The following is a 25,016-nucleotide window of genomic DNA, read 5'->3' as shown; positions in this document are numbered from 1 at the left end:
TGTGATGAAACAAGGAAACAGCCTTCGAACCGATCTCATTCTGATTGCGATAAGCGGTTTAGGTGGATTTCTTTTGTCTTTAACAGGAATGTCTATTGGCTGGATGGTTGGTACATTAATCACAGCAGCTTTTATTGCCATGCGCCGCCCCACCCTGTTTCAGCGTAAAGGAACCAGCACCTTACGTATTCACAGCAGATGGCTGCTCCTTGGTCAATTCATTCTCGGAATCGAACTCGGACAGAAAATGAATATGAAGGTCCTTCACATTTTCGCTGAAAATTGGCTCCCTGTGAGTTTCATGCTCGTCTTTTCTATTCTACTGGCGATGCTCTCAGGCTTTGTCTTATGGAAGCTGAGCAAAACAGATATGCTGACAAGCTTTGTCGGAACTGCCCCCGGCGGTTTATCCGCTATGCCGGGGATTGCCCAAGAGGTGGGAGCAAATACAGCTGTTGTGAGTCTCGTGCAAACGATACGTGTATTAATGGTTGTACTCACTATCCCTTTTACAGTGTTTTATTTAAATACAAAAAACGAAGCGGATGCGGTTGTAGCTACGCAAGGAAGTGCCTTCTCTTCGGGCGTTTTCACCCTGTCAAACATCTCTTGGACCGCTGCACTTATTTTAGGTGCCTGGCTCATGTCACGCCTGGCAGTTCGTCTTCATTTCCCTGCCCCTTGGCTGATCGGCAGCATGCTAGGCGTCGCAGCTCTTCAAGTTGGTGCGGGCGCACTCATAGGTTATGATTTGATTCCTTATTGGCCGGCACAAGCGAACATTGCGTCTCAAGTATTTCTAGGTGCAACCATCGGATCAAAAATGAATAAACAGATGTTTGTTGGACTAAAAAACACTCTCATTGTGGCTGTCGTCAGCTCAGCCGGGCTAATTGCTGCGACTGTCCTCAGCTCTATTGCCATTGCTGAGATCACAGGCATTTCTGTCATTACAGCCATTCTTGCCTTTTCGCCTGGCGGTATTGCAGAGATGGCAACAACAGCGGTCACACTTCACGAGGATTCTACCTTTGTTGTGGCTGTACAAGTCGTCAGAATTATTCTCGTCATTGCAATGCTGCCACCGTTTTTCCGGTTCTTACATCATGTCTGGGCAAAAAGGCAGCCTGATTATAAAGCCGCAAAATAAAAAAGAGACGCTTTGCATATGCAGAGCGCCTTTTTTATTCGCTGGTATTCCTTTTGACACCGACGACTTGATCCTTTGAAATGGTGCCAAAATGCCGGCTGTCAAAGCTATGTATTCGGTTATCTCCAACCACAAAGTAATGATTGTTTTTGATTTTATCGTCTCCTGTGATGGCTTTCAGCTGAAAATCTCCTGTCAGGACGTTCCCCATTTTATGTTTTTTCTGCTCTTTTAAATAAGGTTCCTTCTTTTTTTCACCATCGACAAATAACTGATCATCTTCATACTTGATCGTTTCTCCTGGGAGTCCAATGACCCGTTTGATCAAGATTTGATTTTTAGGTCCGTGAAATAACACATAATCAAACCGGCTAATTTTCGTGAGTTTTGGCGAGAACTTATTGATTAATAATTCTGTTCCATCTGTAAAAGTTGGGTCCATACTAACCCCTTCTACTTTGTACGTGACAAACATGAAATTCTTTACTTGGAACAATAAGACGATGCCTGTAATAATCATCAACCATAGCAATGGCTTCTTTTTCATTAAGAGCCTCCTTTGTCCTCACGCTTGCTCATTCGAATGTTCAACCTATTTTCTACTCTCTTTCCAACATACCATAATAACGCGATAACTAGAACCGCAAAAACACTTCTTAACGGATTCTTAACTAAAGCAGAAAGATCATAGCCAATAAAACTAATGATAAAAAGCATGACACACTTGCCAGATAAAGCAGCTAATGAGAATTGCCAAAAGCTAATTCTTGATAAACCCGCTACAACATTGACAGCAGCAGAGGGCGTGAAAGGAAAGCAAAGTAAAATAAATAACGGACCAAACCCTCGCTTCTCCACCCAAAGCATCAATTTTTTAATGGAAGGATGCCTACTGATAAAGTTGAGCATTCTCATCTGTCCAAATTTTCTGATCAGCAAAAAGACAAGAATAGACCCTGCACTTGCGCCAATCCAGGTCAATAAAAAGCCTTCCCAAAGGCCAAATGCATTTGCATTCGCTACAGCAAACGCAACGAGTGGTAAAAACGGAAGAAATGCTTCTATTAAGGGTAGCAATATGGCCACAATCGGTCCAAAGGCCTTGTAGCTTTCAAAAAATGATGTGATATTTTCATGAGTAAATAGGGAAAGAAATGATGTCAACTTCTTTGACTCCTTCAAGGTTTGTCTACTTTTCATTTTACATGGAAAACATAAAAATATACAAATGAATCCCCCCTGCCCCCTTGAGATTGGTTGACTCATCCGATATAATAAATAAGAACAGGTGTTCCATAAATAAAGAAAGCAGGCTTGGACATGACGAGACTATCAAGAATACAGCTTCAGATGATGGAACAGGCCATCTTTCTTCCAATGGTCATCTCCATCCTCAATCGTGATTTGACTCACTTAAAACAACATCAAACATTTAAACTAAATGAACCATACATTCAGCTTGTGACCTCTGCCTTAAAGGAAGCACAGAAAGCACTTTATGAACTGAAGCAGCATTTACGTAAAGAAAAAATGAAGGTACAGCAAATTGAACACGATGAAGGATTTACAACTTATCTATTTATCATAGATGGCTATGAAGAAAAGCATAAATACTTTAATCCACGTATACGCCACCGGGTAGAGGAACTGCTGACTCAGTATTTTCTTCATCAAGCGAACTGAATTTGCTTCATTGTCGCGCTTACCCATTCAAAGCAAAAAGCCTGCCACAGCGGCAGGCTCCTACTTATTTATGATAATTCAAGCTGTTCTCTCAGCTCTGTTCTCACTTCGTCTAATCCAGCGCCATCTAACTCAAAGTAATACACATTCCCAGGCTGATAATCATGGCCCTTCAGCTGAATGGTATCCACTGATTTCAATGAGCTCAATAACGGGAAAAGACCGATAAACTGCTTCATGGACAGATTGGTTGAAACATTATCACCAAGTGTATCAATGATGTTGTCATATGACGGGATCGAAGAAATAGATTTAGATTTTTCAAAGATGGCTTGAAGTGCTTCCATTTGGCGCTTCCCGCGCATGAGGTCACTGTCTGCCTTTCTCGTTCTCACAAAGGCTAATGCTTCTTCACCATTTAATGTATGGGTGCCTGTCTGCACATGAACTTTTCCCTTTGAATCCTTTTCCATTTGTTTTGCGATACCTTCATCTTCAATCGTGACGTCAATTCCATTTAACTCATCCACAATGTCTTGAAACGCCTTAAAGTTCCCTGAAATCACATAATCTACAGGAATGTTCAGCAAGTTTTCGACCGTTTTGACTGACAAATCTGCACTCCCAAACGCATGGGCGTGGGCGATTTTATCATATCCTCTTCCCGGTATATCAACATAAGAATCACGAGGAATACTGAGGAGCTTGATGGTTTTCTCTGTTCGGTTCACCGCCGCCAGTAAGACCGCATCACTTCTTGCTTCGTCTACCGTTTCACCTGGACGGCTGTCAATTCCAAGCAAGAGCACCGAGAAGCTGTCTTTTCCTGGATCAAAAGCTTTCACACGCTTTTGCGAGGTGTCTCCTCTTTCTAATGACACTTGCGCCTTATCCGACGCTTTTGAAATTTTATAGTAAGCATATCCTGTCACGGACACTGCCATCACCATGACAAAAGCCATGATAAACAGCACGGCTTTCACCCAAGGTCTCAGCCTTCTTTTTGATCTTGTTTTTTCCTTCATCCTTTCCGAACCCTCACTCTATCTTAGTCTATCAATGTAGGTTCCACTATAACATATTTTGATGAAAGTTTCCTGCACGCAACATATTTTTATGAATACAATAAAAAAGCCACTCAGTATGAGCAGCTTTTCTTCCATTATTTTTGGTCAATTCCTTGTTTTACTTCATCAATCATGGCAGTCAATGATTCAAGGCCGCCGCCAGATAAATACCACATGTCAGAGTTCAAATACACCACATGGTTGTTTTTGACCGCTTTGACTGATTTCACATAATCATTTTCAACAAGCTGTTTCGCAGAAGTTTCTTCTCCGATCGCTGCGCCTCGATCAATGACAAATAAGTAATCCGGATTCGTTTTGACCATGTACTCATATGAAATGCTTTGTCCGTGTTTGTCAGATGGCTCAAGCTTTTGATCTGCCGGCGTGATACCAAACACATCATGGATGAGTCCGTATCTTGACTTAGCACCAAAGGCTGTCATTTTACTGTCGTTGGCCATGATCATTAAACCATTCTGTTTCAACTCTTTTGCCTGTTTCTTTAATGCATCTACTTTTTGATCAATGGCTGCTAGTTCTTTTTTGACTTCGTCTTCCTTATCAAAAATTTCCCCTAACGTCGTGGCATTCTTTTTAAATGATTCCATATAGTTGGCAGTGTCTACATCCATCAAAATCGTAGGAGCAATTTCAGAAAATTCATCGAATGCATCTGATTGACGAGACTGAATAATAATCAAATCGGGCTTAATCTCTGCAATTTTTTCGAAGTTCGGCTCTTTTAAACCGCCGACATTCTCATATTTGTCACCTTCATATTTGGATAAATATTTAGGCACGACTTGTTTTGGTAAAGCTGTCACATCCACACCTAGTTTGTCCAGCGTATCAAGACTTCCCATATCAAACACGACGACTTTTTTCGGGTTTTTCTTGATCTTCACACCATCTTTATTCAGCATGTCTTTTACCGTGACGGTTTCCTCTTTTGTTCCTTCTGTTTTTCCTTGGTTCCCGCAGGCAGCGAGTACAACAATCGCTGTTAATACAGTCATCATCCATATCCATTTTTTCATACTTGATCACCTCTTCATTTTTTTAAGAAAAATATAAGCAAATACGCTCACCGTGAATGACTTCAATCGGTATGCGCATGTCATAAATTTGTTCAAGTGCATCTGTTTGAATCACTTCTTCTACTCCGCCTTCTTTGATCACCTGTCCATCTTTTAAAGCGACGATATGATCGGAATACACAGATGCAAAGTTAATATCATGGAGAACCACAACAATTGTTTTCCCAAGATCTTTGACGAGCTGCTTAAATAGCTTCATCATCTCAACAGAATGATTCATATCCAAGTTGTTTAAAGGCTCATCTAAGAAAATATAATCCGTATCCTGAGCCAGCACCATCGCAATAAAGGCTCTTTGCCTTTGTCCGCCGCTCAGTTCATCTACATATTGATGCTGGATATCGGCAAGCCTCATGTATTGAAGAGACACATCGATCATCTTCTCATCTTCTTTTGTCAGCTGGCCCTGTGAGTAAGGAAAACGGCCAAAGCTGACAAGCTCCCGTACGGTCAGGCGCACACTCATGTGATTGGCCTGCTTTAAAATGCTCATCTTTTTCGCTAGCTCCTGCGGAGGATACGCGCTATATGGTTTGTCCTGTAAATAAGCTGCACCTGTGTCTGGCTGAATCAAGCGGCTCATGATGGACAAAAGAGTGCTCTTACCCGCACCATTTGGACCAATGAGAGAGGTCAGCTGTCCTTTTTTCACACTGACAGTTGTTTTGTGAAGCACTGTTTTTCCGTTATATGTCTTACTGACTCCCTTCATTACGACCATGAACGACTCTCCTTTAAAAGTAAGTAAATAAAATACAATCCGCCTACTAAATCAATCAGGACACTCAGCGGCGTTTGAAAAGTAAATACCTTTTCTACAAGAAACTCCCCGCCTACAAGGGCAATCACACTGATGAAAAAAGAGCCTAGCAGCAAGTATGTATGCCGGTACGTCCGAAAGAGCTCTCGTGCGACGTTCACGACGAGTAAGCCAAGGAACGTAATCGGTCCGACAAGTGCTGTTGCGATGGACACAAGAACGGCTATCACGATCAGCATCTTTTTTGTGATGCTGTCATAGTCAATTCCCAGATTCACCGCATGCTCCTTCCCAAGTGACATGACATCTAATTTGGAGCGGAATGTCCAAATGTAAAGGCACAGCGCCGCAAATAAAACAGAAGCAATGAGTAAGATATCTGTGTTCATGTGATTAAAGCTTGCAAAGGATTTATCTTGTACGACCTGGTATTCATTTGGATCAATCAGCATTTCCATAAAAGAAGAAAGGCTTTTGAACAATGTCCCAAAGACAATACCAACAAGCAGAAGCAAGAAAATGTGTTTATTTTTCCGTTTGAACATCACCGTATATAACAGCACAGAAAATAGAATCATCAGCCCAACGCAAAGGAAAAAATTCAGGTTTTTATTGACGATCATAAAATTGGTCGAGCCAAACAGATAAATAATCGCTGTTTGCAAAAACAAGTACAGTGCGTCTAAACCTAGTATGCTCGGCGTTAAGATTCGATTGTTGGTCAAGGTTTGGAAGACAACAGATGAAAAGGCAATCGCGCCTCCCGTCAATGTCATCGCCAGCACTTTCTTTAAACGACTTGGCACTGTGTACGGCCAGTACCCCATTTGAAAGGTAATGAAAATCACGATCAGCACGGCTGCAATGGCTGCAATCAGGCATAATGTACGTTTCTTATGCATAGCGTTTCCTCCTTAATAACATGTACAGGAAGATCGCACTTCCGACGATGCCTACCATGAGCCCAACTGAAATTTCATATGGATAAATGATCACCCTTCCGAGCACATCACAAATCAGAACAAAAATGGCTCCTAGTAAGGCTGTATGCGGAAGGCTCTTTTTCAAGTGATCGCCGCGGTAGATCGATACAATATTCGGAATGATTAAGCCTAGGAATGGCAACATTCCGACAGTTAATATGGTGACAGATGTAATCATCGAAACGATCACCAAACCAACCGCCATCACACGTTTATACGTTAAACCTAAGTTGATGGCAAAGCTCTCACCCATACCCGCCACTGTAAAGCGGTCAGCATATAAATACGCGATGATCAATAGTGGAACACTCACATAGAGCAGTTCATAACGCCCCTGAACAATAAGAGAAAAATCCCCTTGAAGCCATGCAGATACGTTTTGGATCAGATCATATTTATAGGCTATAAACGTAGATATTGAACTGACAATCCCGCCAAACATTAAGCCGACTAACGGTACATAGATCGTATCGTTCACCTTAATATGCCGCAGGATTTTTAAGAAAAGAAGATTCCCAGCTAAAGTAAATAGAAACGCGATTCCCATTTTCATGAGCGGGCTCGCATGTGTAAAAACAAGCATTGCTGCTAAAATACCAAGCTTCGCCCAATCCATCGTTCCTGCAGTGGTTGGTGAAACAAATTTATTCCTCGTCATGCTTTGCATAATAAAGCCGCATAAACTAAGGCTCATGCCAGCAAGCACAATACTCATGAGACGCGGGATGCGACTTGAAACTAACGTATGTAATTGTTCATCTGTTAAATGAAACATCTGTAAAATGGACAGATCCTGTACACCGACAAACAGTGATACACATGCCAAACATACAAATAATAAACTTAATTGATACAACTTCATACTGGTTTCTCTCTTTCTATCAAGCTCTTTCCGCTAAAAATGATTATCATTATCAATTAAGCGACAGTTCATATATTATCATATCTAGTAAAATATTCAATAGCAGATTGAGAAAGACGGAAACTCATGAAAAAACAGCCTGCGGCAGCGGCTGCTTTTTCACCATTATTGAATGCTCACTTGAAATTGTCCTTTCAATTCCTCTTCTGCTTCTTGAAATAACTGCCTTACGCTTTCTGCATACTCGCCAAGAGCGTCTTTGCTCGTTTCAAAATTTACCCATGTCAGCTCTATTGGAAGATTTACTTCTCCTGTCAAACAGTCCCATAGGGCATCAAGATTTTTCCCGTAATAGTCAGGAAGGTGTAAAACTGTTTTTAGTTGGTCATGAAGCTCTTCTTGCGACCTGCACGATGCGCCGTCCAGCTGCACTTTTTTCATGTCATCTTCCCCTCTCATGCCTTTATTTTAAACGAACAGAAGGAAAAAGAGAAAGCGGGACTCCTCACTTTTGTTTCTGTCTGACACTTGAGATCAAAAGGATGAGGCAAGCAGCCAAAACGACCAAGAAAAAGACGGTTAACACCATCTGGGTCCCGTACAGATCAGCAAAAAGACCGATAAAAACACTCGGAATACCCAGGCCTAAATAGGCAAACAAGTAAAACCCTGCAACGGCTCTAGCTGCCTCCTTTTTCCCCCGTTCGACAATAAGCTGAAGACCACCTAAATAAGTAAATCCATAGCAGGCAGTACCCGCAAGCATCGTTCCGGCAAGCACAAGAAGGATGGACCCGCTATTTGCTCCAAATAGCAAAAGGCCGTATCCGCATGGAAGACAGATAAACCCGGCAAAGAGCGCTACTGTGCTATTCATCTTGCGAACAAAAGGCTGCATCAGGACACCTGCCATATTAATCAAAAAGAGTGCCGGCCCTACCCATAATTCATATCCATTCAATTTAAGCTGTGCTGGCAAAACCGAAATGACGAGGCCGCACACCGACCACGCGATGGCAATCGCTGCATTCGCCGGCATTGTTCCTTTTGGAAATGTTGGCATGTTCATCATCGGTTTACCTGAATCTCCTTGTACAGGCGGAACGAAAAAGAAGACACCCACGATGGTTAGGATTAAAAGGCCCAGCACAATCCAATAGCTAAGAGGCGCAAGCGACATACGCTGAAAAGAAAGCAGTGCCGTAAAAAGAGCACCGCCCCCAAAGCCAACCGAACTGCATAACGCAATAAAAGTTGGAATCCAGCTTGATTTTTCTGGATATAAAGCAATCAAATAAGCGGTGCATGTGCCAACACTCAGACCAAGCCCCACCCCTTGCAGCAGCCGGGCTGCAAAGAGCATTTGTATGGTAGGGTGCACGATCATCAATAGGGTAGCACATAACGAAAAGCTTAGCGCGACCAATAAAACCGGTTTGCGTCCAGCCCGATCAGATATGCCGCCAAGAAAAAGCAAGACTGGAATCAGTCCGAAGACATATGCAGCAAATACAAGTGCTGTAGCCGCCTTTCCGTACCCTGCTTGTTCCGCATACAACGTATAAAGGGGCACTTGCAGATTCACTGCGGTCGTAATCATAAAAAGACCAAATAAAACGAATATAAATGGAATGATGGATAGGTGTGCTGTTTCTTCTTTAGATGCAGGGATCATTTGACTCTCTCCTCTATGTCATAAGCATATGAGAACAGTGTACACACCTTTTGGCTTACTTCCTATATCCAAAAATGATGCTATTGACCACTCCATAATTCCGTGTCATCATCAAGTTATATGTGACAATGAGAGAAGGTGTCCGATGTATATTTATTTAGACCGCTCAAGTACAACCCCGCTCTGGCAGCAAATCGTGACTGGGATCATTCAACAAATTCATTCACAAAAACTGAATCCTGACGATCAGTTAACACCAACACGGGTATTAGCACAGGAGCTCAATGTATCAAGATCAACTATACAGCTTGCCTATGATGAACTGCTGGCAAGAGGATATGTCAGCACATCTAGAAGAGGCGGTACAAAGGTCATTTCGAGTGACCACTATGCAGCCTCCACTCCCCATCAAAGTGAGCCGCCTTTCCCTCTTCCGGTAAGACCACACTTTCAAGAGGCGGAGAAACAAATGGACCACTGGCTGTCGGCCAATCAATTTCATGAGAAACTCGATATTGATTTTCGACATCAGGAGCCAGCCATCGATGAACATTTTCAAAATATATGGAAACGGTCGCTCACGAAAGCATTACAGCGATTAGATATGAAAGATTGGGGCTATTCCTCCCCGCACGGATTATGGGAAGTACGTTCAGAAATACGCCAATACTTATCTGTAGAACGCGGAATCGATGTAGAAGAAGATCAAATGGTGTTAACAGGTGGCACGCAGCAAGCCATTGATTTGATTTCACAGGTATTGCTTAAAAAAGGAGATACAGTAGCTGTTGAAGATCCAGGCTTTCCTGGGGCAAGGCTTTCATTTATGCATCGTGAAATGAACATTTATCCCGCACCCGTCGATGAAGAAGGAATCATGGTGAATACATTGCCACGGCAAACAAAGCTGATTGCGGTGACGCCCTCCCATCAGCGTCCAACCGGTGTATGTATGAGTGTCAACAGAAGGCAGCAGCTGCTGAAATTTGCTGTCAGCCATCAGTCTTATATACTAGAGGATGATTTTGATGGAGATTATCGTTATCATGGCGGACCGCTTCCTTCATTATTTTCAGAAGCACCCGACCATGTGATTTACATCTTAAGCTTCTCCAAGGTGCTGACTCCCGGCATCCGCCTTGCTGCCATTATCGGCTCCAAAGCGGTCATAAAAGAAATCGCTTCCCTGCAATCACTCATTCAAAGACAGCTGCCCATTATGGAACAGATCACACTCGCTTCTTTTTTCAGAGAAGGAGAATTCACGCGATATGTCAGGCGAATGAGACAGCTGTATAAAAAAAGACAGGCTGCTATGATGGATGCCCTTTTGACACAACACTTTGACAAGCACTTTCATATCTATGGAACCGATACGGGTCTTCATGTCTTTTTAGAAGGAGCGCCAGACTTTGACGAAAAAGGCAGTATTGAAGCAGCCAAAGCAGCGGGCGTTGGCATTTATCCATTAAGTCCTTATTGTTTTGAGAGCAATCGAAAGGGATTACTGCTAGGCTTCGCCTGTACGGACGAAAACATGATTCAAGAGGGTGTCCGCCGCTTAAAGCAAATACTTTATATGTAAAAAAAGCCTGGAAGTCCGCCTTCCAAGCTTTTTTACGTTGATTGCTGAATGCGGCCTACTTCTTCAATAAATGCAGCTGTCTGCTGCAATCCATCTTGCAGATGATGGGTAGCGGAAATAAACAGCTTTTCTTGACCTGGGTGCTTTAATAGCTGCTCCACCTGACCGATTCCTTTTTCAAATGAATGAAGACCTGTCTTTAATTGTTGATCCGCCTTTTGATAAGCGGCTGGAACTTCTTGATGAGCAAGCCCCTTTTGAATCACACGATCAAAGGCTTTCGTCGCTTTTTTCAATTTTTTATTTACTTGGATCTTTCCATGTCCATCTGAAATAAATTGGTCGGTCATGTTTTCATAAGCTTCATTTAACTCATCCATATAACGCTGAACCCATTGTTCATACGCAGCTTCTTTTGTGTCTTGTTTTGAAGGCGATTGACCTGCTTGCTGACAGGCTGCTAGTAATATCACTGTCAAGGTGAATAACAGCATCAAATGCGATTGTTTTTTCATACAGAGCCTCCATTTCTTATTCCCATTCGTTCATATCGGTCAAAATAGGAGTATCCTTTACCACATACGAACACTTTGCAAGAAATGATTTCTTTTATTGTAACAGACGGCTCGTGTCACTTCTGCGATTTATGAGTAAATGGATGAAAATACGTCTAAGGATCCACATTTTCCTGTCATTTGATTGACAGTCTACCGATACACTTAATAGACGACTGGATATATGGATTTGGTTTCAATAAGTTCATGGTGGATGTTTTCTAATGAAAAGAAATACTTCGTTCGTGTCATCATGATGATGCCAAACGAAGTCGCCTTGTATTTTCCAAGTCTTAAATTATACATCCTGTTGATTTATTGAAGTTTACCTTTACAAGCAATCTCAAGCTCTTCGACTACTTCACCATCTTGAATGAGATATGCTTTTTCATGGAGATTGACAGCGGGACAAATATGATTTGGAATGATTTGCACCTTCTCACCGATCTGGACAGTCTGACGGAAGCCTTCGTGATAGATGATGGCATGCTCATCAAATACACTTGAAACAAATACATCATCATAGTCTTTTACTTTGCCTAGTCCTTTTGTTTTCGTCAGCCCTTTTGTACGGGTTTGAGCCGTGAGCCCTTTGGCTCCAACATCTGTAATGACACGGGCCTTTGTTGGCTTACTGATCACCGTCGTCAGCACAGCTGCCGCACAATGTGAAAAAGTGCCGATCACATTGGATTGAGAGGCATCCATGAAGATGTAAGTGCCTGGTCTGATTTCGGTGACTCCCTTTGGAATATCAAATTGAAATAAGAACGGCGGTGTTGATCCTATGCTCACTACCTCTAGCAGCATGCCTGTTTCTTTCGCAATCTGTGCAAACTGAAGCGTGCGATTCACAGCGTCTTCGTATAATGTGTGACAATGCGCTTTACTTTCCGCCTTATATGTATGTCCATCATGAGAAAAAATCCCCTTTAAATGAACGAAGTCACATGTTTGAATCGCCTGCAAGATTTGACGGAAATCACTCTCTTCAATGACACCAGATCTTTCTTCTCCAACTTCTATCTCAATTAGAACCTCCGCTTTTTTCTCTGCTCCACGAAAGACATGTTCAATTTGATGCACATGCTCTACACAATCTATTCCAAATGAAATTTGTATCGACTCTGCCAGCTTTCGAATTCGCTTGAGCTTTGTCTCGCCTACAATTTGATTGGCGATAAAGATATCTGTCAGCCCATGCGCCGCCATTACTTCCGCTTCTCCTACTTTCGCTACAGTTAAGCCAGATGCGCCCATCTCCTCCTGCACCTTCGCAAGACTAGGTGTTTTATGTGTTTTCGTATGAGGACGCAGTTTGACTTGCTGACGGTCCGCATACTGCTGCATAGCAGCTAGATTCTCCATCATTACCCGTTTATCAATTAATAGCGCCGGTGTATCTAGTTCATCATAAGTCATTATCATATCCCCTTTCACTGCTGCTCGTTATATAAATTTTTATACGTTATAGTTGAATTATATAATTTTTTATATAATTATCAATGTTTTTTTCTTCGAGAAAGAAAGACGATATGCTAAACCCTCGCTTCATAAGGAGTCCAGCGGCTGTCCTGCCGCTGGTTTTAGTTAATATCTGTTCCGAAGCTCCCTTAATATAAAATCGTATACAAGGTTGAGCTGTTGTTCCTTTGGATACAGCATAAATTCTTGTTTTTTAGGAAGACCTCCATCAAGGCGATCTTGAAATTTCGTTCGGAGATACGCTGTTCTGTGCACCTGACTCTCAAATGATTTATATGAGACATCGAGTTCGACGGTTTGCTCATTTGTAAAGATGACCACCGTGTCTCCGAGGGATGATTCCTGGAAGGTATGAATGTATTTGTGGGAGATCCAGCCGCACTGAGGACGGTTGGATGAATAGGTTGGGAAGAAATACAAATGATTGGATGAGTCAATCACAATTGGAGGCTTGTGAGATATTCCTGTTACTTCATATGTTCCCGCTTTTCTGCCCGCATAGCTTGAGCCGAAGAATCTGCAACTGCGTTCAATAATTTGCAGGGGCTTTAATTCAACGTAAAAGCTTGTCTCTCTTTCTATGACTTTTGAATATACTCTTTTTCCTTCTTCAACCGGAAGGACCGCCATTGTTGTTTGATTAATGACGTATGAATCTAAAGGTGTTTCACTAATTCCTGACACTTCATTTCCTCCTGTGTTAATTTTTGGTTATTTTAGATACTATTAATCTATCACCAACATATAAGAAACGACAGGATTTTTTCAAAATTTATTAAAAATCATCTTTTTATCGTATTTTTTAGTCCATTCGATCTATCGAAAAGCCTTTTTTAATGATATATCACATCCTGTCGATCGGACAAGAGATGTCGATTTCGCTCAAAAATAAATTGTCTAAAAATTATAAATTCTTGTTGATTTTTTCTCCGCCAATCCATATACTATAAAAAAGGCATCGGGGGGATTCTTTATGAAAGAGAAAAAAACGTATGCTGAGCTCATGAAGTCCCGCAACACCCAAAAAACCGAAGAAAACGGCGTCACTATTTTAGACATCTATATTCAAATGGTTTTAGATGAGGCGCTTTATAAACAGCGCTTAACCTTCCTTAGAGAAGAGATTGATAAGGCGCTGGATCAGCGTGATGTAAAGCGATTCAACGACCTGTCAGCTCAATATGCAGAACACTGCTTACATCAATCATGATGATTTTACTTGCGGCAAAGAGACAGCAACTCGTCTCTTTACCGCAAGTTTTTTGTTTATCCATTTAAAATGGTTCCGCCATTTACATGCAGGATTTGTCCATTCATATAAGAGGAGTCTTCGCTCGCTAAAAACAAATAGCTCGGCGCAAGCTCTACTGGCTCACCAGGACGTTCCATTGGAACATCTCCGCCAAATTCTGAGACTTCCTTTTCCGTAAAGGTCGATGGAATGAGCGGTGTCCAAATAGGCCCTGGGGCTACCCCATTCACTCTGATCCCCTGTTTAATGAGCGATAAAGATAATGATCTCGTAAATGTCACGACTGCCCCTTTTGTAGATGAATAGTCGATCAAGGTTTCATGCCCTTTATAGGCTGTAACAGATGTGGTATTAATGATACTGCTTCCTTTCTTTAAATGAGGAAGAACCGCTTTTGTTAAATAAAACATGGCAAAAATATTCGTTTGAAATGTTCGAAGAAGCTGATGCGAGGTAATCTGTTCAATGCTTTTTTGCGGATGCTGTTCCCCGGCGTTGTTCACCAAAATATCGATGGAACCGAAAGCATCTTTCGTTTTTTTGACGACCTCGTTTGAAAACGCCTCATCTCCTAAATCACCTGCAATTAAAATGGCGCGGCCTCCCGCCTTTTCAATATAGTCCTTCGTTTCCTCTGCATCGCGGTGTTCACTCAAGTAAACAATAGCGACATTGGCTCCTTCCTTCGCAAACAAGACCGAGACTGCTCTTCCGATCCCGCTGTCTCCACCTGTCACAATGGCTGTTTTCCCTGCTAACTTTTTATCCGGCACCTCTCGATCAAAAACAGGTCTAGGGTTCATTTTATATTCCAGACCTGGACGTTCATTTTGATGCTGAGGCGGCAATGTTTTCTTCGGCTGCTTTGTTGACACGTCTGTCCACTCCTTCCTTTTATCTTGTTTATTTTTATGTGTTGGCTATTTTTTTATGTATGTCAAACTAGTTTCCTTACGAATGTATGATTTTCATCATTGTGGAAAAATTATACACAACAAGTCACTAACTGGAGGCGACAATATGGAGCAAGAACATAAAGGATCGGAACAGGCAAAATCGTTATGGATAGCAGAAAGTCAGAAGCATTCTTTTCCTGCTGTACATGAGGATCTCACAGCAGATGTCATCATTGTTGGCGGCGGCATTACCGGTATCGCTACTGCGTTTGAAATGACAGAGCGCGGGCTGGATGTCATCATCATTGATGCCGATCAACTGCTGCAAGGTACGACCGGACATACGACAGCTAAGATTACCTCACAGCACGATGTGTACTACCATGAGCTGATTCAGCAAATTGGCATGCCCAAAGCTCGATTGTATGTAGAAGCAAACGAGAAAGCAAAAGAGCTGATTCAAGCTCGTGTCAAAGAGTACGACATCGATTGTCAGCTAGAGATAAAAGATGCTTACCTTTATACAAAGGAAGAAAGCGGTGTAAAAAAGTTAAAGAAGGAATTAGATGCCTACAAACAGCTTGGGATTGACCGAGAATGGAAAACAGCGCTTCCTTTTGATGCTGACATCAAAGCTGCCCTAGCAATGACGCAGCAGGCACAGTTTCATCCCCTTCATTATCTAAATGCACTAATCGACCAGCTCCTAGAGCGAGGTGTACGTATTTATGAACAGACAACTGCTGTTGACGTGAAAGAAGGAAACCGGCCTGCTGTCGTCACACAAGACGGCCATCACCTGACAGGACGCTATATCATTTCCTGTTCGCACTTCCCTTTTTATGACGGGAAAGGACTTTATTTCACACGAATTCACCCAGAACAATCTTATGTGGTAGCAGCCAAAACAACGAAGCCGCTTCCAGACGGGATGTATTTAGGAATCGACCAGCCTGCTCATTCTTTAAGAACCGCAGAATGGCATGGTGAGGAAGTGGTTCTCATCGGAGGAGAAGGCCATAAAACTGGACAAGGCGGGGTTGAATCTGCTCACTATGAAGGATTAGAAAGGTTTGGAGACGCCACCCTTGGAATTGAAGAGGTGCTGTATCGCTGGTCGACACACGATATGGTCACAATGGATCAAATCCCTTACATTGGCCGCCTGACCAAACACCACCAAAATATCTTCGTTGCGACCGGTTTTAGAAAATGGGGCATGACGACAAGCCATGTCGCAGCCACTCTTATCGGTGATTTGATTGAGGGAAAATCGAATCCATACGAATCGATTTTTACGCCATCAAGACCTGTTTCTGACTCTTTCGTCAAAGATTTTATTAAAGAAAACAGCAATGTCGCTGCCAAGCTGATCAGTGGTAAATTAAAACGAACCGATCAAACAATTGATGATTTAAAGCCAGGTGAAGGCGGTATTGTATCTTACGAACATAAAAAATGCGGCGCCTTTAAATCAGAGGACGGGAATATCTTTCTTGTGGATACAACGTGTACTCACCTAGGCTGTGAAGTCGCTTGGAATAATAGCGACCGCACTTGGGATTGCCCGTGTCACGGCTCACGTTTTTCCATTACTGGAGAGGTAGTAGAAGGCCCAGCAAAGAAACCACTAAAAAGGTCTTATAAAGAACAGTAAAATTTTACTGATTCCCTTTAAAAAATCCAATATTATCCGATAAATAATATAAAGTCTGATAATTTGTGATGATTATGGGGGGACCAAAACATTGTTATTTAAAAAAGAGACGAAAAGAAAAAACACTGCTTTTTTCACACAGCAGGATGATGGGATAAAACGAATCAACTTTTTAAACAATACGGATATCGCGAAACAAATCAAAATGATAGACCTGACGCAGCATGACCTCTTTATTCTAAAACAGCTCAATCCAATTGTTCAGGAGGATATTGCACATATCGTTGATAAATTTTATAAAAATTTAGAAGTCGAATCTTCCTTGATGCATATCATTCAAGATAATAGTTCTGTCGAACGTTTGAAAAAAACACTCCGCATTCATATTAGTGAAATGTTTGCAGGTGTGGTTGATGAAGCCTATGTGGCAAAACGAATTAAAATTGCGCAAGTTCATTTACGGATTGGCCTCCAGCCTAAATGGTATATGGCAGCATTCCAGGATCTTCTGCTATCGATTATGGATTTATTTGCTCAGCATATCCAAGATTTCAAAGAATATCAGACAGCAGTCAAAGCGACGACGAAAATCTTAAATTTAGAGCAGCAGCTTGTCCTGGATACATTCCAAAATGAATATTCTAAAATTCGTGATGAAGCAGAACAGCAGCAGCAGGAGCTTCATACAAAAATCACAGAAACATCAAATTCGCTTGCTTCTCTCTTCTCAAACACAACAAATGCAGTGGACAAGCTTGTATCAAAATCTGATGAGATGGCGGACATGTCGCAAGCTGGAACGCAAATTTCAGCACAGGTCGAGGAAAAATCGATCGGCGGTAAAAAAGAATTAGAAATTCAACAAACACAAATGAACCAAATTGATGGCAGCATGACAAAGATTGAAACAGAAATTAAGCGTTTAGAAGAAATCGCCAAACAGATTGAACAAATCTTTGGGATTGTCACAGGCATTGCAGAGCAGACGAATTTGTTATCTTTAAATGCCTCAATCGAATCTGCACGAGCTGGTGAACATGGTAAAGGCTTTGCTGTCGTCGCAAACGAGGTTCGTAAATTGTCAGAGGACACAAAGAAAACGGTTTCAACCGTGTCTGAACTCGTCAACAATACCAATTCACAAATCTCCATTGTGTCTCAGCACATTGGGGACGTGAATTTACTCGTGACAGACAGTAAAGAAAAAATGACTCAAATCAATTCGCTCTTCGATGATATCGTCAGCAGCATGAACTTAAGTAAAAACCAAAATGGAAAAATTGAAATCGACCTTCAAACCTTCCTTAACGAATTGAAGGAAGTCAAACAAACGGTGTCCCAAGTTGCCAGCTCAGTCGAATCCTTAACAAGTCTCACAAATCGCTGATCCAGTCTTTTTTTTTCTGCTTTAGTATAATAGAAGAAAAGATAGAAAAGGCGGGATTTGCTTGACAACAATTTGCCTAGTCAGACACGGGGAAACAGATTGGAATGCAGCGAAACGAATTCAAGGACGAACAGATATCCCTTTAAACGACACTGGTAAATGGCAGGCTGAACAAACGGGACTTTACTTAAAGAATGTCCATTGGGATGTTGTCATTTCCAGTCCACTCACAAGGGCAAAAGAAACGGCTCACTTGATTTTAAAACATGTAGATGCGCCTCTTGTCATCATGGATGATTTCATTGAACGTGATTATGGTGACGCTGAAGGCATGTCGCTTGAGGAGCGCCAAAAGCTGTTTCCAGATAAACAGTATCCAAACATGGAGCCGCTTGAGGCGATTCAAGATCGAATGGTAGAAGGCATTGAGAAAGTCAGAGCAGCCTATCCAAATCAACAAGTCCTGATCGTGGCACACGGCGCTGCTATCCATGCTTTACTTACCACCTTAGCGGATGAACATCTGGGTCTAGAGAACACGAGACTTGTCAATGCTTGCTTAAATTATGTGGAATGGAAAGATGGTGAATGGAAGGTCCTTGATTACAACGTGGTCAGCCATTTAACTCAATCCTCCCCTTCTTAAAGAACCTGTTATTGTAACAGGTTCTTTTTAAACGACAAAAACAAAATAAAATAATATTTTTTTATATCGAAATTCGAAATAGATGCTAGACGTTTCTACCTATTTTAAGGCTTTTCGGGTATCGAATATTTGTCCGAAAATGGATCATAAGAAAAAAAGCACACTTCCTTTTTAATAGATAACCGCTGAAACAGTAGAACAAACATATTTTCCCAACGTTTCCAAGTGACTTAATTCCCCAATTTTCGCTAGGACTTTCACAAAAATTCGGGTCTACTCTTATTTGCCTACTTCCCTTAAACTGAATATACAGAATAATCAAACGAATCATTCTTATAGACTACGAATGATTATTCTGAAATAAGAAAAAAGGGATGTGGATTGTGCGTGAAAAAGAAAAATGTAATGACAAGTGTTTTATTGACTGTCCCTCTTCTGTTTTCAGCAGGGTTTGGAGGCTCCATGGCAAATGCCGAGACGGTCTCAAAGTCAGATAGTGAAAAGAGCTATATTGTTGGCTTTAAAGCCTCTGCCACCACAAACAGCTCTAAGAAACAAGCCGTCACTCAAAATGGCGGAAAACTAGAAAAGCAATATCGTCTTATTAATGCCGCACAAGTAAAGATGTCCGAACAAGCCGCAAAAAAACTTGAACATGACCCTAGCATTGCTTACGTAGAAGAAGACCACAAAGCAGAAGCATATGCACAAACCGTCCCTTATGGAATCCCTCAAATCAAAGCTCCAGCTGTACACGCTCAAGGTTATAAAGGTGCTAATGTCAAAGTAGCTGTCCTTGATACTGGAATCCACGCTGCACATCCTGACTTAAATGTTGCAGGCGGTGCCAGCTTCGTCCCTTCAGAGCCAAATGCCACCCAAGACTTTCAATCACATGGAACTCACGTAGCCGGAACCATTGCTGCCCTTGATAACACAATTGGTGTTCTTGGGGTCGCTCCAAGTGCTTCCCTATATGCTGTTAAAGTATTAGACCGCAATGGCGACGGACAATACAGCTGGATCATTAGCGGTATTGAATGGGCTGTAGCCAATAACATGGATGTCATCAATATGAGCTTAGGTGGACCAAACGGTTCAACAGCGCTTAAAAATGCCGTTGATACAGCAAATAACCGCGGAGTCGTTGTTGTGGCGGCCGCAGGTAATTCAGGTTCCACTGGCTCTACAAGTACAGTTGGCTATCCAGCAAAATATGATTCTACAATTGCCGTTGCCAATGTAAACAGCAGCAATGTCAGAAACTCGTCTTCCAGCGCAGGTCCTGAATTAGATGTTTCTGCACCTGGTACTTCTATTTTAAGTACAGTACCAAGCAGTGGATACACATCTTATACTGGAACTTCTATGGCGTCTCCTCATGTAGCAGGAGCAGCAGCGCTTATTCTTTCTAAAAATCCGAACCTATCAAATTCACAGGTTCGCCAGCGCTTAGAAAACACGGCAACACCGCTTGGTAACTCCTTCTATTACGGCAAAGGGTTAATCAACGCTCAAGCGGCTTCTAACTAAACAAGCGCGAAAAAAAACCGGCTGATCCAGCCGGTTTTTTTATTTATTGCTTCCTCGACGTTTCCTCTTTTTCCGCTGCATTTTCCATCTCCATGATTCTCTCCATCATGGTTGGGTGTCCATAGCGGAAGACCTTCACTAAAAGCGGTGGATTCACCTGAGACAGCCCTGATTTTGCAAGCTTTTGAAAAGACGTCACCCCTGCCTCTCCGTCTTTTGTCAGGTTTACCGCATATTCGTCAGCTGCTCGTTCTTGATGTCTTGAAACTGCATTTGTAAAAGGTGAAGCTGCAAATGACAGCATCGATACGATAATGAGAAGAAGCGGAAGAGCAGCGATGTCGTTTGACACCCTCAGCCGAAATGGAACTGCTCCCTTTTGATAAAAATAAAAATAGAGACGGTCAATCGCAAAAAATCCGGCAAGTGACAGCACTAGATATCCTGCTAATCCTATATAGACATGCTTCATGACGTAATGTCCCATTTCATGTGCCATAATAAATAAAATTTCGCGATCTTTCAGCTTTTGCAGTGTCGTATCCCATAACACAATACGCTTATTTTCACCAATCCCTGTGACATAAGCATTCATTGTATTCGTTTTCTCAGACATATTGACCTCATATACATGATCTGCCGGGATATGTGCTTTGTCTGCAAGCGTTAAGATCTTGTTCTCAAGAGCTTGATCCTTTAGTGGATAAAAATTGTTATATAACGGATCAATGACGACCGGCTGTATAAAGAAGAGAAATAGCGTGAAGGGGACTGTCAAACACCAAGCATACAGCCACCAACGCTTTCTTCTTTTTTGAATGAGCCAAAAGAATACAATAGCACATAGGGCAAGAAGTGGATATTGAATCCAGAAATCCAGTATTTGATCTTTAAACCAGCTTGCCGTACTTTGAGCAGATACTCCGTAGTGCAAAGACAGCTGATAGCCAATCCACTTAATGGGCAATGAAATCAGCATTGTCAAAAGCGACAACACAAACACATATACAAGTTTGCTTAAAAATGTGAAACGAGCTGCTGCCAGGCTCCAGTCTGCTATTTTTCGTGAAAACCCTGAAATGAGCAGAAGAAAAAAAACATACCAATCTAATGGAATTGTCATGAAATACAGCAGATTACGTATGTTCGAGAAATTCTCGCTGATGACAAGTTCATGGCTTGTCATAAAGGTATGCGGATCTGCACTTGTTCCTTTTACACTTTCAGGAACCGATGAATCCCCAAATAGAAACAAATAAGAATAAATAAAAAGACCGTACAATATGTAAGCTACCGTTGCAAGAGCTACCCATTTACGTACTCGCACTGGTCAGCCTCCTTTCCATCCCTCTCTCTATTCTAATCAACCATTTTTTTGTTTAGAACCTGTCTCATGTGGCTCCATCATAGCATGCCCCATCTGAAAAAGCTTTCGCGAAAAAAATGATTATGCTACTCGAAAATCGGAGATGCTACATATAAAACAGAGAGTTGGAGGATTAAAATGAAGAAAATCCTTGCAGGAGTTGTGATCTTTGGACTTTTACTCATTACCTTCTTTTATGTGTTCAGCCGGACGAGCGAAATCTTTGATGAGAATCGAGCAGAAAAATTGCTGCTTTCACCTGCAAACGAGTCCACTTCTTATGAAATAGATGATAAGGACACAGCAGAAGATTTAATAGAAGAATTAAACAAAGGCAAACAAACAAGCAATCATCTTAAGAAAAATTTAAAGGAACCAGATTATATCGCCAAGGTGATGTACGGCCGAACAAACGGCACCACCTTTCAGCTCTGGACGAGCCGATCACAGGTCGTTTTTTTAGTAGATGGGACTTATTATGAACTGAATCAAAAACAGTCTAATTCTTTTCAGAAACAGCTAAAAGAAGCGATTCAAAAGAGCTAAAATTTTATTTTAGCCCTTTGTCTTCTTTTCAGCGTGATAGAAAACCTTTTCAGACCTGAATGCGAGGGTTTGTCTAAACGCTGAGGGAGCCTCCTCATAAGAGACTCCCTTTTTTTATTTACTTTCTTCTGCTTGATACTTTTCCTTTAGTGCTCTTCTTAAAATTTTACCTGTTGTGTTCTTTGGAATATCATCTATGAAATGGATCGTTTGGGGCTGCTTATATTTCGCTAAAAAGCGTGAACAATGTGTGATGATGTCTTCTTGATTGATGTGAGCATGTTTCTTAGGGGAAATGTAACAGACGACAGCTTCTCCGGTGTTCGGATCTGGCACACCGATGACGACGGCTTCTGCTACAGCTTCATGTTGATAAAGCACTTCTTCTACTTCTCTTGGATAAACATTATACCCGCCAACGAGAATCATATCCTTTTTCCGATCGACAATATAAATGTATCCTTCTTCATCTCTTCTCGCTAAATCACCGGTATACAGCCAGCCGCCTCTTAGTGCAGCTTCAGTATCTTCTGGCATTTGATAATAGCCTTTCATAATGTTTGGTCCTTTTGCTATCAGCTCTCCGACTTCATTTGGACCGACTTCTTCTCCCAGTTCATTCACGATCTTATTCTTCACATTCATAATGTCGGTCCCAACTGAACCGGGTTTTCTTTTTCCATCAAGAGGATTGAATGCAGTTACTGGAGAAGCCTCTGATAATCCGTAACCCTCCAGCACCGTGACACCAAATTTTTTCTCAAAACCGTGAAGTAAGGCAACAGGCATTGAGGCACCGCCAGATATACAAATCCTCACTGAGGACATCGCTTCCTCGTGCCCTTCCTGGCGGTACAAATAGTTATACATAGTCGGAACACCAACAAATAACGTTGGCTTCTCTTTTTCCATCATACGCAAAAGCTCCGATGGGCTGAAATGCGGCATGACATAAATGGTCGCGCCATGAATCAATGGTGCATTCATACAAACTGTTAAACAAAATACGTGGAACATCGGCAAAGCGGCGATGACTTTGTCCTTTTCATCAATGGATAGGTACTCAGCGACGTCTCTGGCATTTGAATAAAGGTTGAAATGAGTCAGCATCGCACCCTTTGGTTTTCCTGTCGTGCCAGATGTAAATAGAATAACTGCCGTATCGTCCTGATGAATAGAAGGATGCACGTTCTCTTTCGCATGACCAGACACAAGCTTTCCAAAGAAGACAAGACGATCAGATACTTCCTTAAAACTTGATCTGCATGCAGATTCATTTTCTGCACAAATAATCACTCGTTCAATAGACGGAAGCTGTTCGTACACCTGCTCGTACACTGGCAGTAGCTGTTCAGGGGCAACAATGCCTTTTACATCACCTGTAATCAGCATATAGCCAATTTCACTAGGCGTGTATGTTGGATTGACTGGTACTACGACAAGTCCTGCCTTTAAGGCACCAAAAAAAGAAATGACAAAATGCGGTGAATTTCCTAAAATAAGCGCGATATGGTCCCCAGCTTGAAACCCTTCGTTGACTAATCCATCTGCAAATCGCTCGATACTTGTCATCAGCTCTCGATAGGTCCACTTATTTCCTTCAAAGATCAGTGCGATATTTTCTCCTTTCGTCATCGCCGTCTGCTCTAGATTTTTGATCAAATCCATTCTCCCACCCCTTACATGTCATCAATGAATGAATAGCCATTCATTTTATGGCCAAACATTCCTCCTTTCTATTATAATAGACAATCGAAAAAATCCACAAGATCAAATGTGAATCGCTTTCATTTCTTTCAATCAAAAAAGCACCGCTATCTCTAGCCGTGCTTGTCCCTTTTAATAAATCAAATCAAGAAAATCCTCTTTTGATACGTTGCCGAAGTAGTGGCGCATATCCATATCTTCTAATACGTCGCTGATCGTTTTGCGATCATATTGCTGCCCAATGAGTCTTTTTTCAATATCAGCAATATCCCCTACACCAAAGAAATCACCAAAGATTTTGCAGTCTTGGATGATGCCTTTTTTCACTTCTAATCGAAGATCAATGGAGCCTGCTGGGAATCTTTTAGAATGCTGTAAATTAAATTTCGGTGAACGGCCGTAGTTCCATTCCCATTTTTGATATCGATCCCGAGAAATTTCGTGAATCTTTTCCCAATCCTTCTCAGTCAACTGATATTGAGGGACATCCCCATTCGTATCGAAAATGTAGCTTAAAAGAATTTTTCTAAATTCTTCTGTTGTCATCTTTTGATCCATCAATTCACTAATATTGGCAACCCTGCTTCTAATGGATTTAATGCCTTTTGATTCAATCTTTTCTTTTTTCACATTTAAAGCCGAAACGACATGTTCGATTTCTGAATCAAATAGCAGCGTGCCATGGCTGAAAATACGTCCTCTTGTAGCGAACTGGGCATTTCCAGAAATTTTTCGTCCATCTGCCATAATGTCATTTCTCCCGCTTAATTCCGCTTTGACACCAAGCTTTTCAAGCGCTTTGATGACTGGCTCGGTGAACTTTTTGAAGTTATGGAAGCTGTCCCCATCATCTTTTGTGATAAAACTGAAGTTTAAGTTTCCTTTGTCATGGTAAACTGCACCACCACCGGACAGGCGGCGGACAACTTTGATGCCGTTGTCTTCCACATACTTCGTATTGATTTCTTCTATTGTATTTTGGTTCTTTCCAATAATAATCGACGGCTGATTGATGTAAAACAGCAAATACGTTTCATCAGGATCTAAATATTTTAAGCAATACTCTTCTATTGCCAAATTAATCATTGGATCATAATGTTGTTCGTTATCGATAAACAGCAT

25 protein-coding genes and 1 pseudogene are annotated in these 25,016 nt (G+C 41.7%); 10 read left to right on the top strand and 16 right to left on the bottom strand.

The window, feature by feature from the left end; translation table 11 throughout:
- Positions 1-4 precede the first annotated feature (4 nt).
- Positions 5-1,150: an AbrB family transcriptional regulator gene (locus C6344_RS00875; protein ID WP_060595948.1), complete on the top strand. Its 1,146-nt coding sequence runs from the start codon at positions 5-7 to the stop codon at positions 1,148-1,150.
- A gap of 34 nt (positions 1,151-1,184) precedes the next feature.
- Here C6344_RS00875 and lepB read toward each other — a convergent pair whose 3' ends face one another.
- Both lepB and C6344_RS00865 read right to left on the bottom strand, forming a co-directional pair.
- Positions 1,185-1,697, bottom strand: coding sequence for a signal peptidase I (gene lepB, locus C6344_RS00870; RefSeq protein ID WP_034663490.1), 513 nt, complete (start codon positions 1,695-1,697; stop codon positions 1,185-1,187).
- Positions 1,697-2,314: a TVP38/TMEM64 family protein gene (locus tag C6344_RS00865; RefSeq protein WP_034663493.1), complete on the bottom strand. Its 618-nt coding sequence runs from the start codon at positions 2,312-2,314 to the stop codon at positions 1,697-1,699. The genes lepB and C6344_RS00865 overlap by 1 nt, the downstream gene beginning before the upstream one ends.
- A gap of 156 nt (positions 2,315-2,470) precedes the next feature.
- Between C6344_RS00865 and C6344_RS00860 the strand changes: the two genes are divergently transcribed.
- Complete coding sequence (locus tag C6344_RS00860) at positions 2,471-2,833, top strand: YhjD family protein (protein WP_060595947.1); 363 nt, start codon at positions 2,471-2,473, stop codon at positions 2,831-2,833.
- A gap of 68 nt (positions 2,834-2,901) precedes the next feature.
- Here the strand turns inward: C6344_RS00860 and C6344_RS00855 are convergent, their stop codons facing one another.
- The 7 genes from C6344_RS00855 to C6344_RS00825 all read right to left on the bottom strand — a co-directional run bounded on the left by C6344_RS00855 (position 2,902) and on the right by C6344_RS00825 (position 9,280).
- The gene (locus tag C6344_RS00855) at positions 2,902-3,858 is read right to left on the bottom strand and encodes an LCP family protein (protein WP_066031072.1); all 957 of its coding nucleotides are present in this window, start codon (positions 3,856-3,858) and stop codon (positions 2,902-2,904) included.
- A 137-nt stretch (positions 3,859-3,995) separates the two neighbouring features.
- A complete protein-coding gene (locus C6344_RS00850; RefSeq protein ID WP_034663500.1) occupies positions 3,996-4,940 on the bottom strand; it encodes a siderophore ABC transporter substrate-binding protein in 945 nt (314 codons plus the stop codon).
- 22 nt (positions 4,941-4,962) lie between these two features.
- Positions 4,963-5,721, bottom strand: a complete 759-nt coding sequence (locus tag C6344_RS00845) for an iron ABC transporter ATP-binding protein (protein WP_060595945.1) — start codon at positions 5,719-5,721, stop codon at positions 4,963-4,965.
- Entirely contained in the window at positions 5,712-6,662 is a 951-nt protein-coding gene (locus tag C6344_RS00840; RefSeq protein WP_044140714.1) for an iron chelate uptake ABC transporter family permease subunit, read from the bottom strand. The genes C6344_RS00845 and C6344_RS00840 overlap by 10 nt, the downstream gene beginning before the upstream one ends.
- Positions 6,655-7,605 (bottom strand): ABC transporter permease, encoded by a 951-nt coding sequence (locus C6344_RS00835; protein WP_066031073.1) that lies wholly within the window; start codon positions 7,603-7,605, stop codon positions 6,655-6,657. The genes C6344_RS00840 and C6344_RS00835 overlap by 8 nt, the downstream gene beginning before the upstream one ends.
- Positions 7,606-7,770: 165 nt before the next feature.
- Positions 7,771-8,046, bottom strand: coding sequence for a barstar family protein (locus C6344_RS00830; protein WP_060595943.1), 276 nt, complete (start codon positions 8,044-8,046; stop codon positions 7,771-7,773).
- Positions 8,047-8,110: 64 nt separating this feature from the next.
- Entirely contained in the window at positions 8,111-9,280 is a 1,170-nt protein-coding gene (locus tag C6344_RS00825) for an MFS transporter (protein WP_034663515.1), read from the bottom strand.
- 145 nt (positions 9,281-9,425) lie between these two features.
- Between C6344_RS00825 and pdxR the strand changes: the two genes are divergently transcribed.
- Positions 9,426-10,865: a MocR-like pyridoxine biosynthesis transcription factor PdxR gene (gene pdxR / locus C6344_RS00820; protein WP_066031074.1), complete on the top strand. Its 1,440-nt coding sequence runs from the start codon at positions 9,426-9,428 to the stop codon at positions 10,863-10,865.
- A gap of 32 nt (positions 10,866-10,897) precedes the next feature.
- Here the strand turns inward: pdxR and C6344_RS00815 are convergent, their stop codons facing one another.
- The 3 genes from C6344_RS00815 to C6344_RS00805 form a co-directional block, all read right to left on the bottom strand.
- Positions 10,898-11,380: a hypothetical protein gene (locus tag C6344_RS00815; protein WP_066031075.1), complete on the bottom strand. Its 483-nt coding sequence runs from the start codon at positions 11,378-11,380 to the stop codon at positions 10,898-10,900.
- 354 nt (positions 11,381-11,734) lie between these two features.
- On the bottom strand, positions 11,735-12,841 hold the full coding sequence (locus C6344_RS00810) for a D-TA family PLP-dependent enzyme (RefSeq protein ID WP_066031076.1): 1,107 nt from the start codon (positions 12,839-12,841) through the stop codon (positions 11,735-11,737).
- 168 nt (positions 12,842-13,009) lie between these two features.
- Entirely contained in the window at positions 13,010-13,588 is a 579-nt protein-coding gene (locus tag C6344_RS00805) for a competence protein ComK (protein ID WP_034663525.1), read from the bottom strand.
- 289 nt (positions 13,589-13,877) lie between these two features.
- Between C6344_RS00805 and C6344_RS00800 the strand changes: the two genes are divergently transcribed.
- On the top strand, positions 13,878-14,114 hold the full coding sequence (locus tag C6344_RS00800; RefSeq protein ID WP_060595937.1) for an IDEAL domain-containing protein: 237 nt from the start codon (positions 13,878-13,880) through the stop codon (positions 14,112-14,114).
- 56 nt (positions 14,115-14,170) lie between these two features.
- Here C6344_RS00800 and C6344_RS00795 read toward each other — a convergent pair whose 3' ends face one another.
- Positions 14,171-15,031, bottom strand: coding sequence for an SDR family oxidoreductase (locus tag C6344_RS00795; RefSeq protein WP_060595936.1), 861 nt, complete (start codon positions 15,029-15,031; stop codon positions 14,171-14,173).
- A gap of 145 nt (positions 15,032-15,176) precedes the next feature.
- On the opposite strand from C6344_RS00795, the gene C6344_RS00790 reads away from it, so the two are divergent.
- The 5 genes and pseudogenes from C6344_RS00790 to C6344_RS00775 all read left to right on the top strand — a co-directional run bounded on the left by C6344_RS00790 (position 15,177) and on the right by C6344_RS00775 (position 20,275).
- Positions 15,177-16,709: an FAD-dependent oxidoreductase gene (locus C6344_RS00790; protein ID WP_060595935.1), complete on the top strand. Its 1,533-nt coding sequence runs from the start codon at positions 15,177-15,179 to the stop codon at positions 16,707-16,709.
- A gap of 91 nt (positions 16,710-16,800) precedes the next feature.
- Positions 16,801-17,340, top strand: a pseudogene (locus tag C6344_RS19165) (protoglobin family protein); the annotation flags it as partial.
- Between the two features lie 144 nt (positions 17,341-17,484).
- Positions 17,485-18,096, top strand: coding sequence for a methyl-accepting chemotaxis protein (locus C6344_RS19160; protein ID WP_404841025.1), 612 nt, complete (start codon positions 17,485-17,487; stop codon positions 18,094-18,096).
- A 61-nt stretch (positions 18,097-18,157) separates the two neighbouring features.
- Positions 18,158-18,742, top strand: a complete 585-nt coding sequence (locus C6344_RS00780; protein ID WP_066031078.1) for a histidine phosphatase family protein — start codon at positions 18,158-18,160, stop codon at positions 18,740-18,742.
- Positions 18,743-19,129: 387 nt separating this feature from the next.
- Positions 19,130-20,275, top strand: coding sequence for a serine alkaline protease SapB (locus tag C6344_RS00775; RefSeq protein WP_066031079.1), 1,146 nt, complete (start codon positions 19,130-19,132; stop codon positions 20,273-20,275).
- Between the two features lie 43 nt (positions 20,276-20,318).
- Here C6344_RS00775 and C6344_RS00770 read toward each other — a convergent pair whose 3' ends face one another.
- Positions 20,319-21,602: a M48 family metallopeptidase gene (locus tag C6344_RS00770; RefSeq protein WP_034663538.1), complete on the bottom strand. Its 1,284-nt coding sequence runs from the start codon at positions 21,600-21,602 to the stop codon at positions 20,319-20,321.
- 177 nt (positions 21,603-21,779) lie between these two features.
- Between C6344_RS00770 and C6344_RS00765 the strand changes: the two genes are divergently transcribed.
- Positions 21,780-22,187, top strand: a complete 408-nt coding sequence (locus tag C6344_RS00765; protein ID WP_066031080.1) for a YhfM domain-containing protein — start codon at positions 21,780-21,782, stop codon at positions 22,185-22,187.
- 114 nt (positions 22,188-22,301) lie between these two features.
- Here C6344_RS00765 and C6344_RS00760 read toward each other — a convergent pair whose 3' ends face one another.
- The gene (locus tag C6344_RS00760; protein ID WP_106072648.1) at positions 22,302-23,855 is read right to left on the bottom strand and encodes a fatty acid--CoA ligase family protein; all 1,554 of its coding nucleotides are present in this window, start codon (positions 23,853-23,855) and stop codon (positions 22,302-22,304) included.
- Between the two features lie 171 nt (positions 23,856-24,026).
- The gene (gene lplA / locus C6344_RS00755) at positions 24,027-25,016 is read right to left on the bottom strand and encodes a lipoate--protein ligase (RefSeq protein ID WP_060595930.1); all 990 of its coding nucleotides are present in this window, start codon (positions 25,014-25,016) and stop codon (positions 24,027-24,029) included.

The organism is Bacillus sp. GBSW19 (genome assembly GCF_002998655.1).
GTDB lineage: Bacteria > Bacillota > Bacilli > Bacillales > Bacillaceae > Bacillus.
This window is presented reverse-complemented; position numbering and strand designations above follow the sequence as displayed.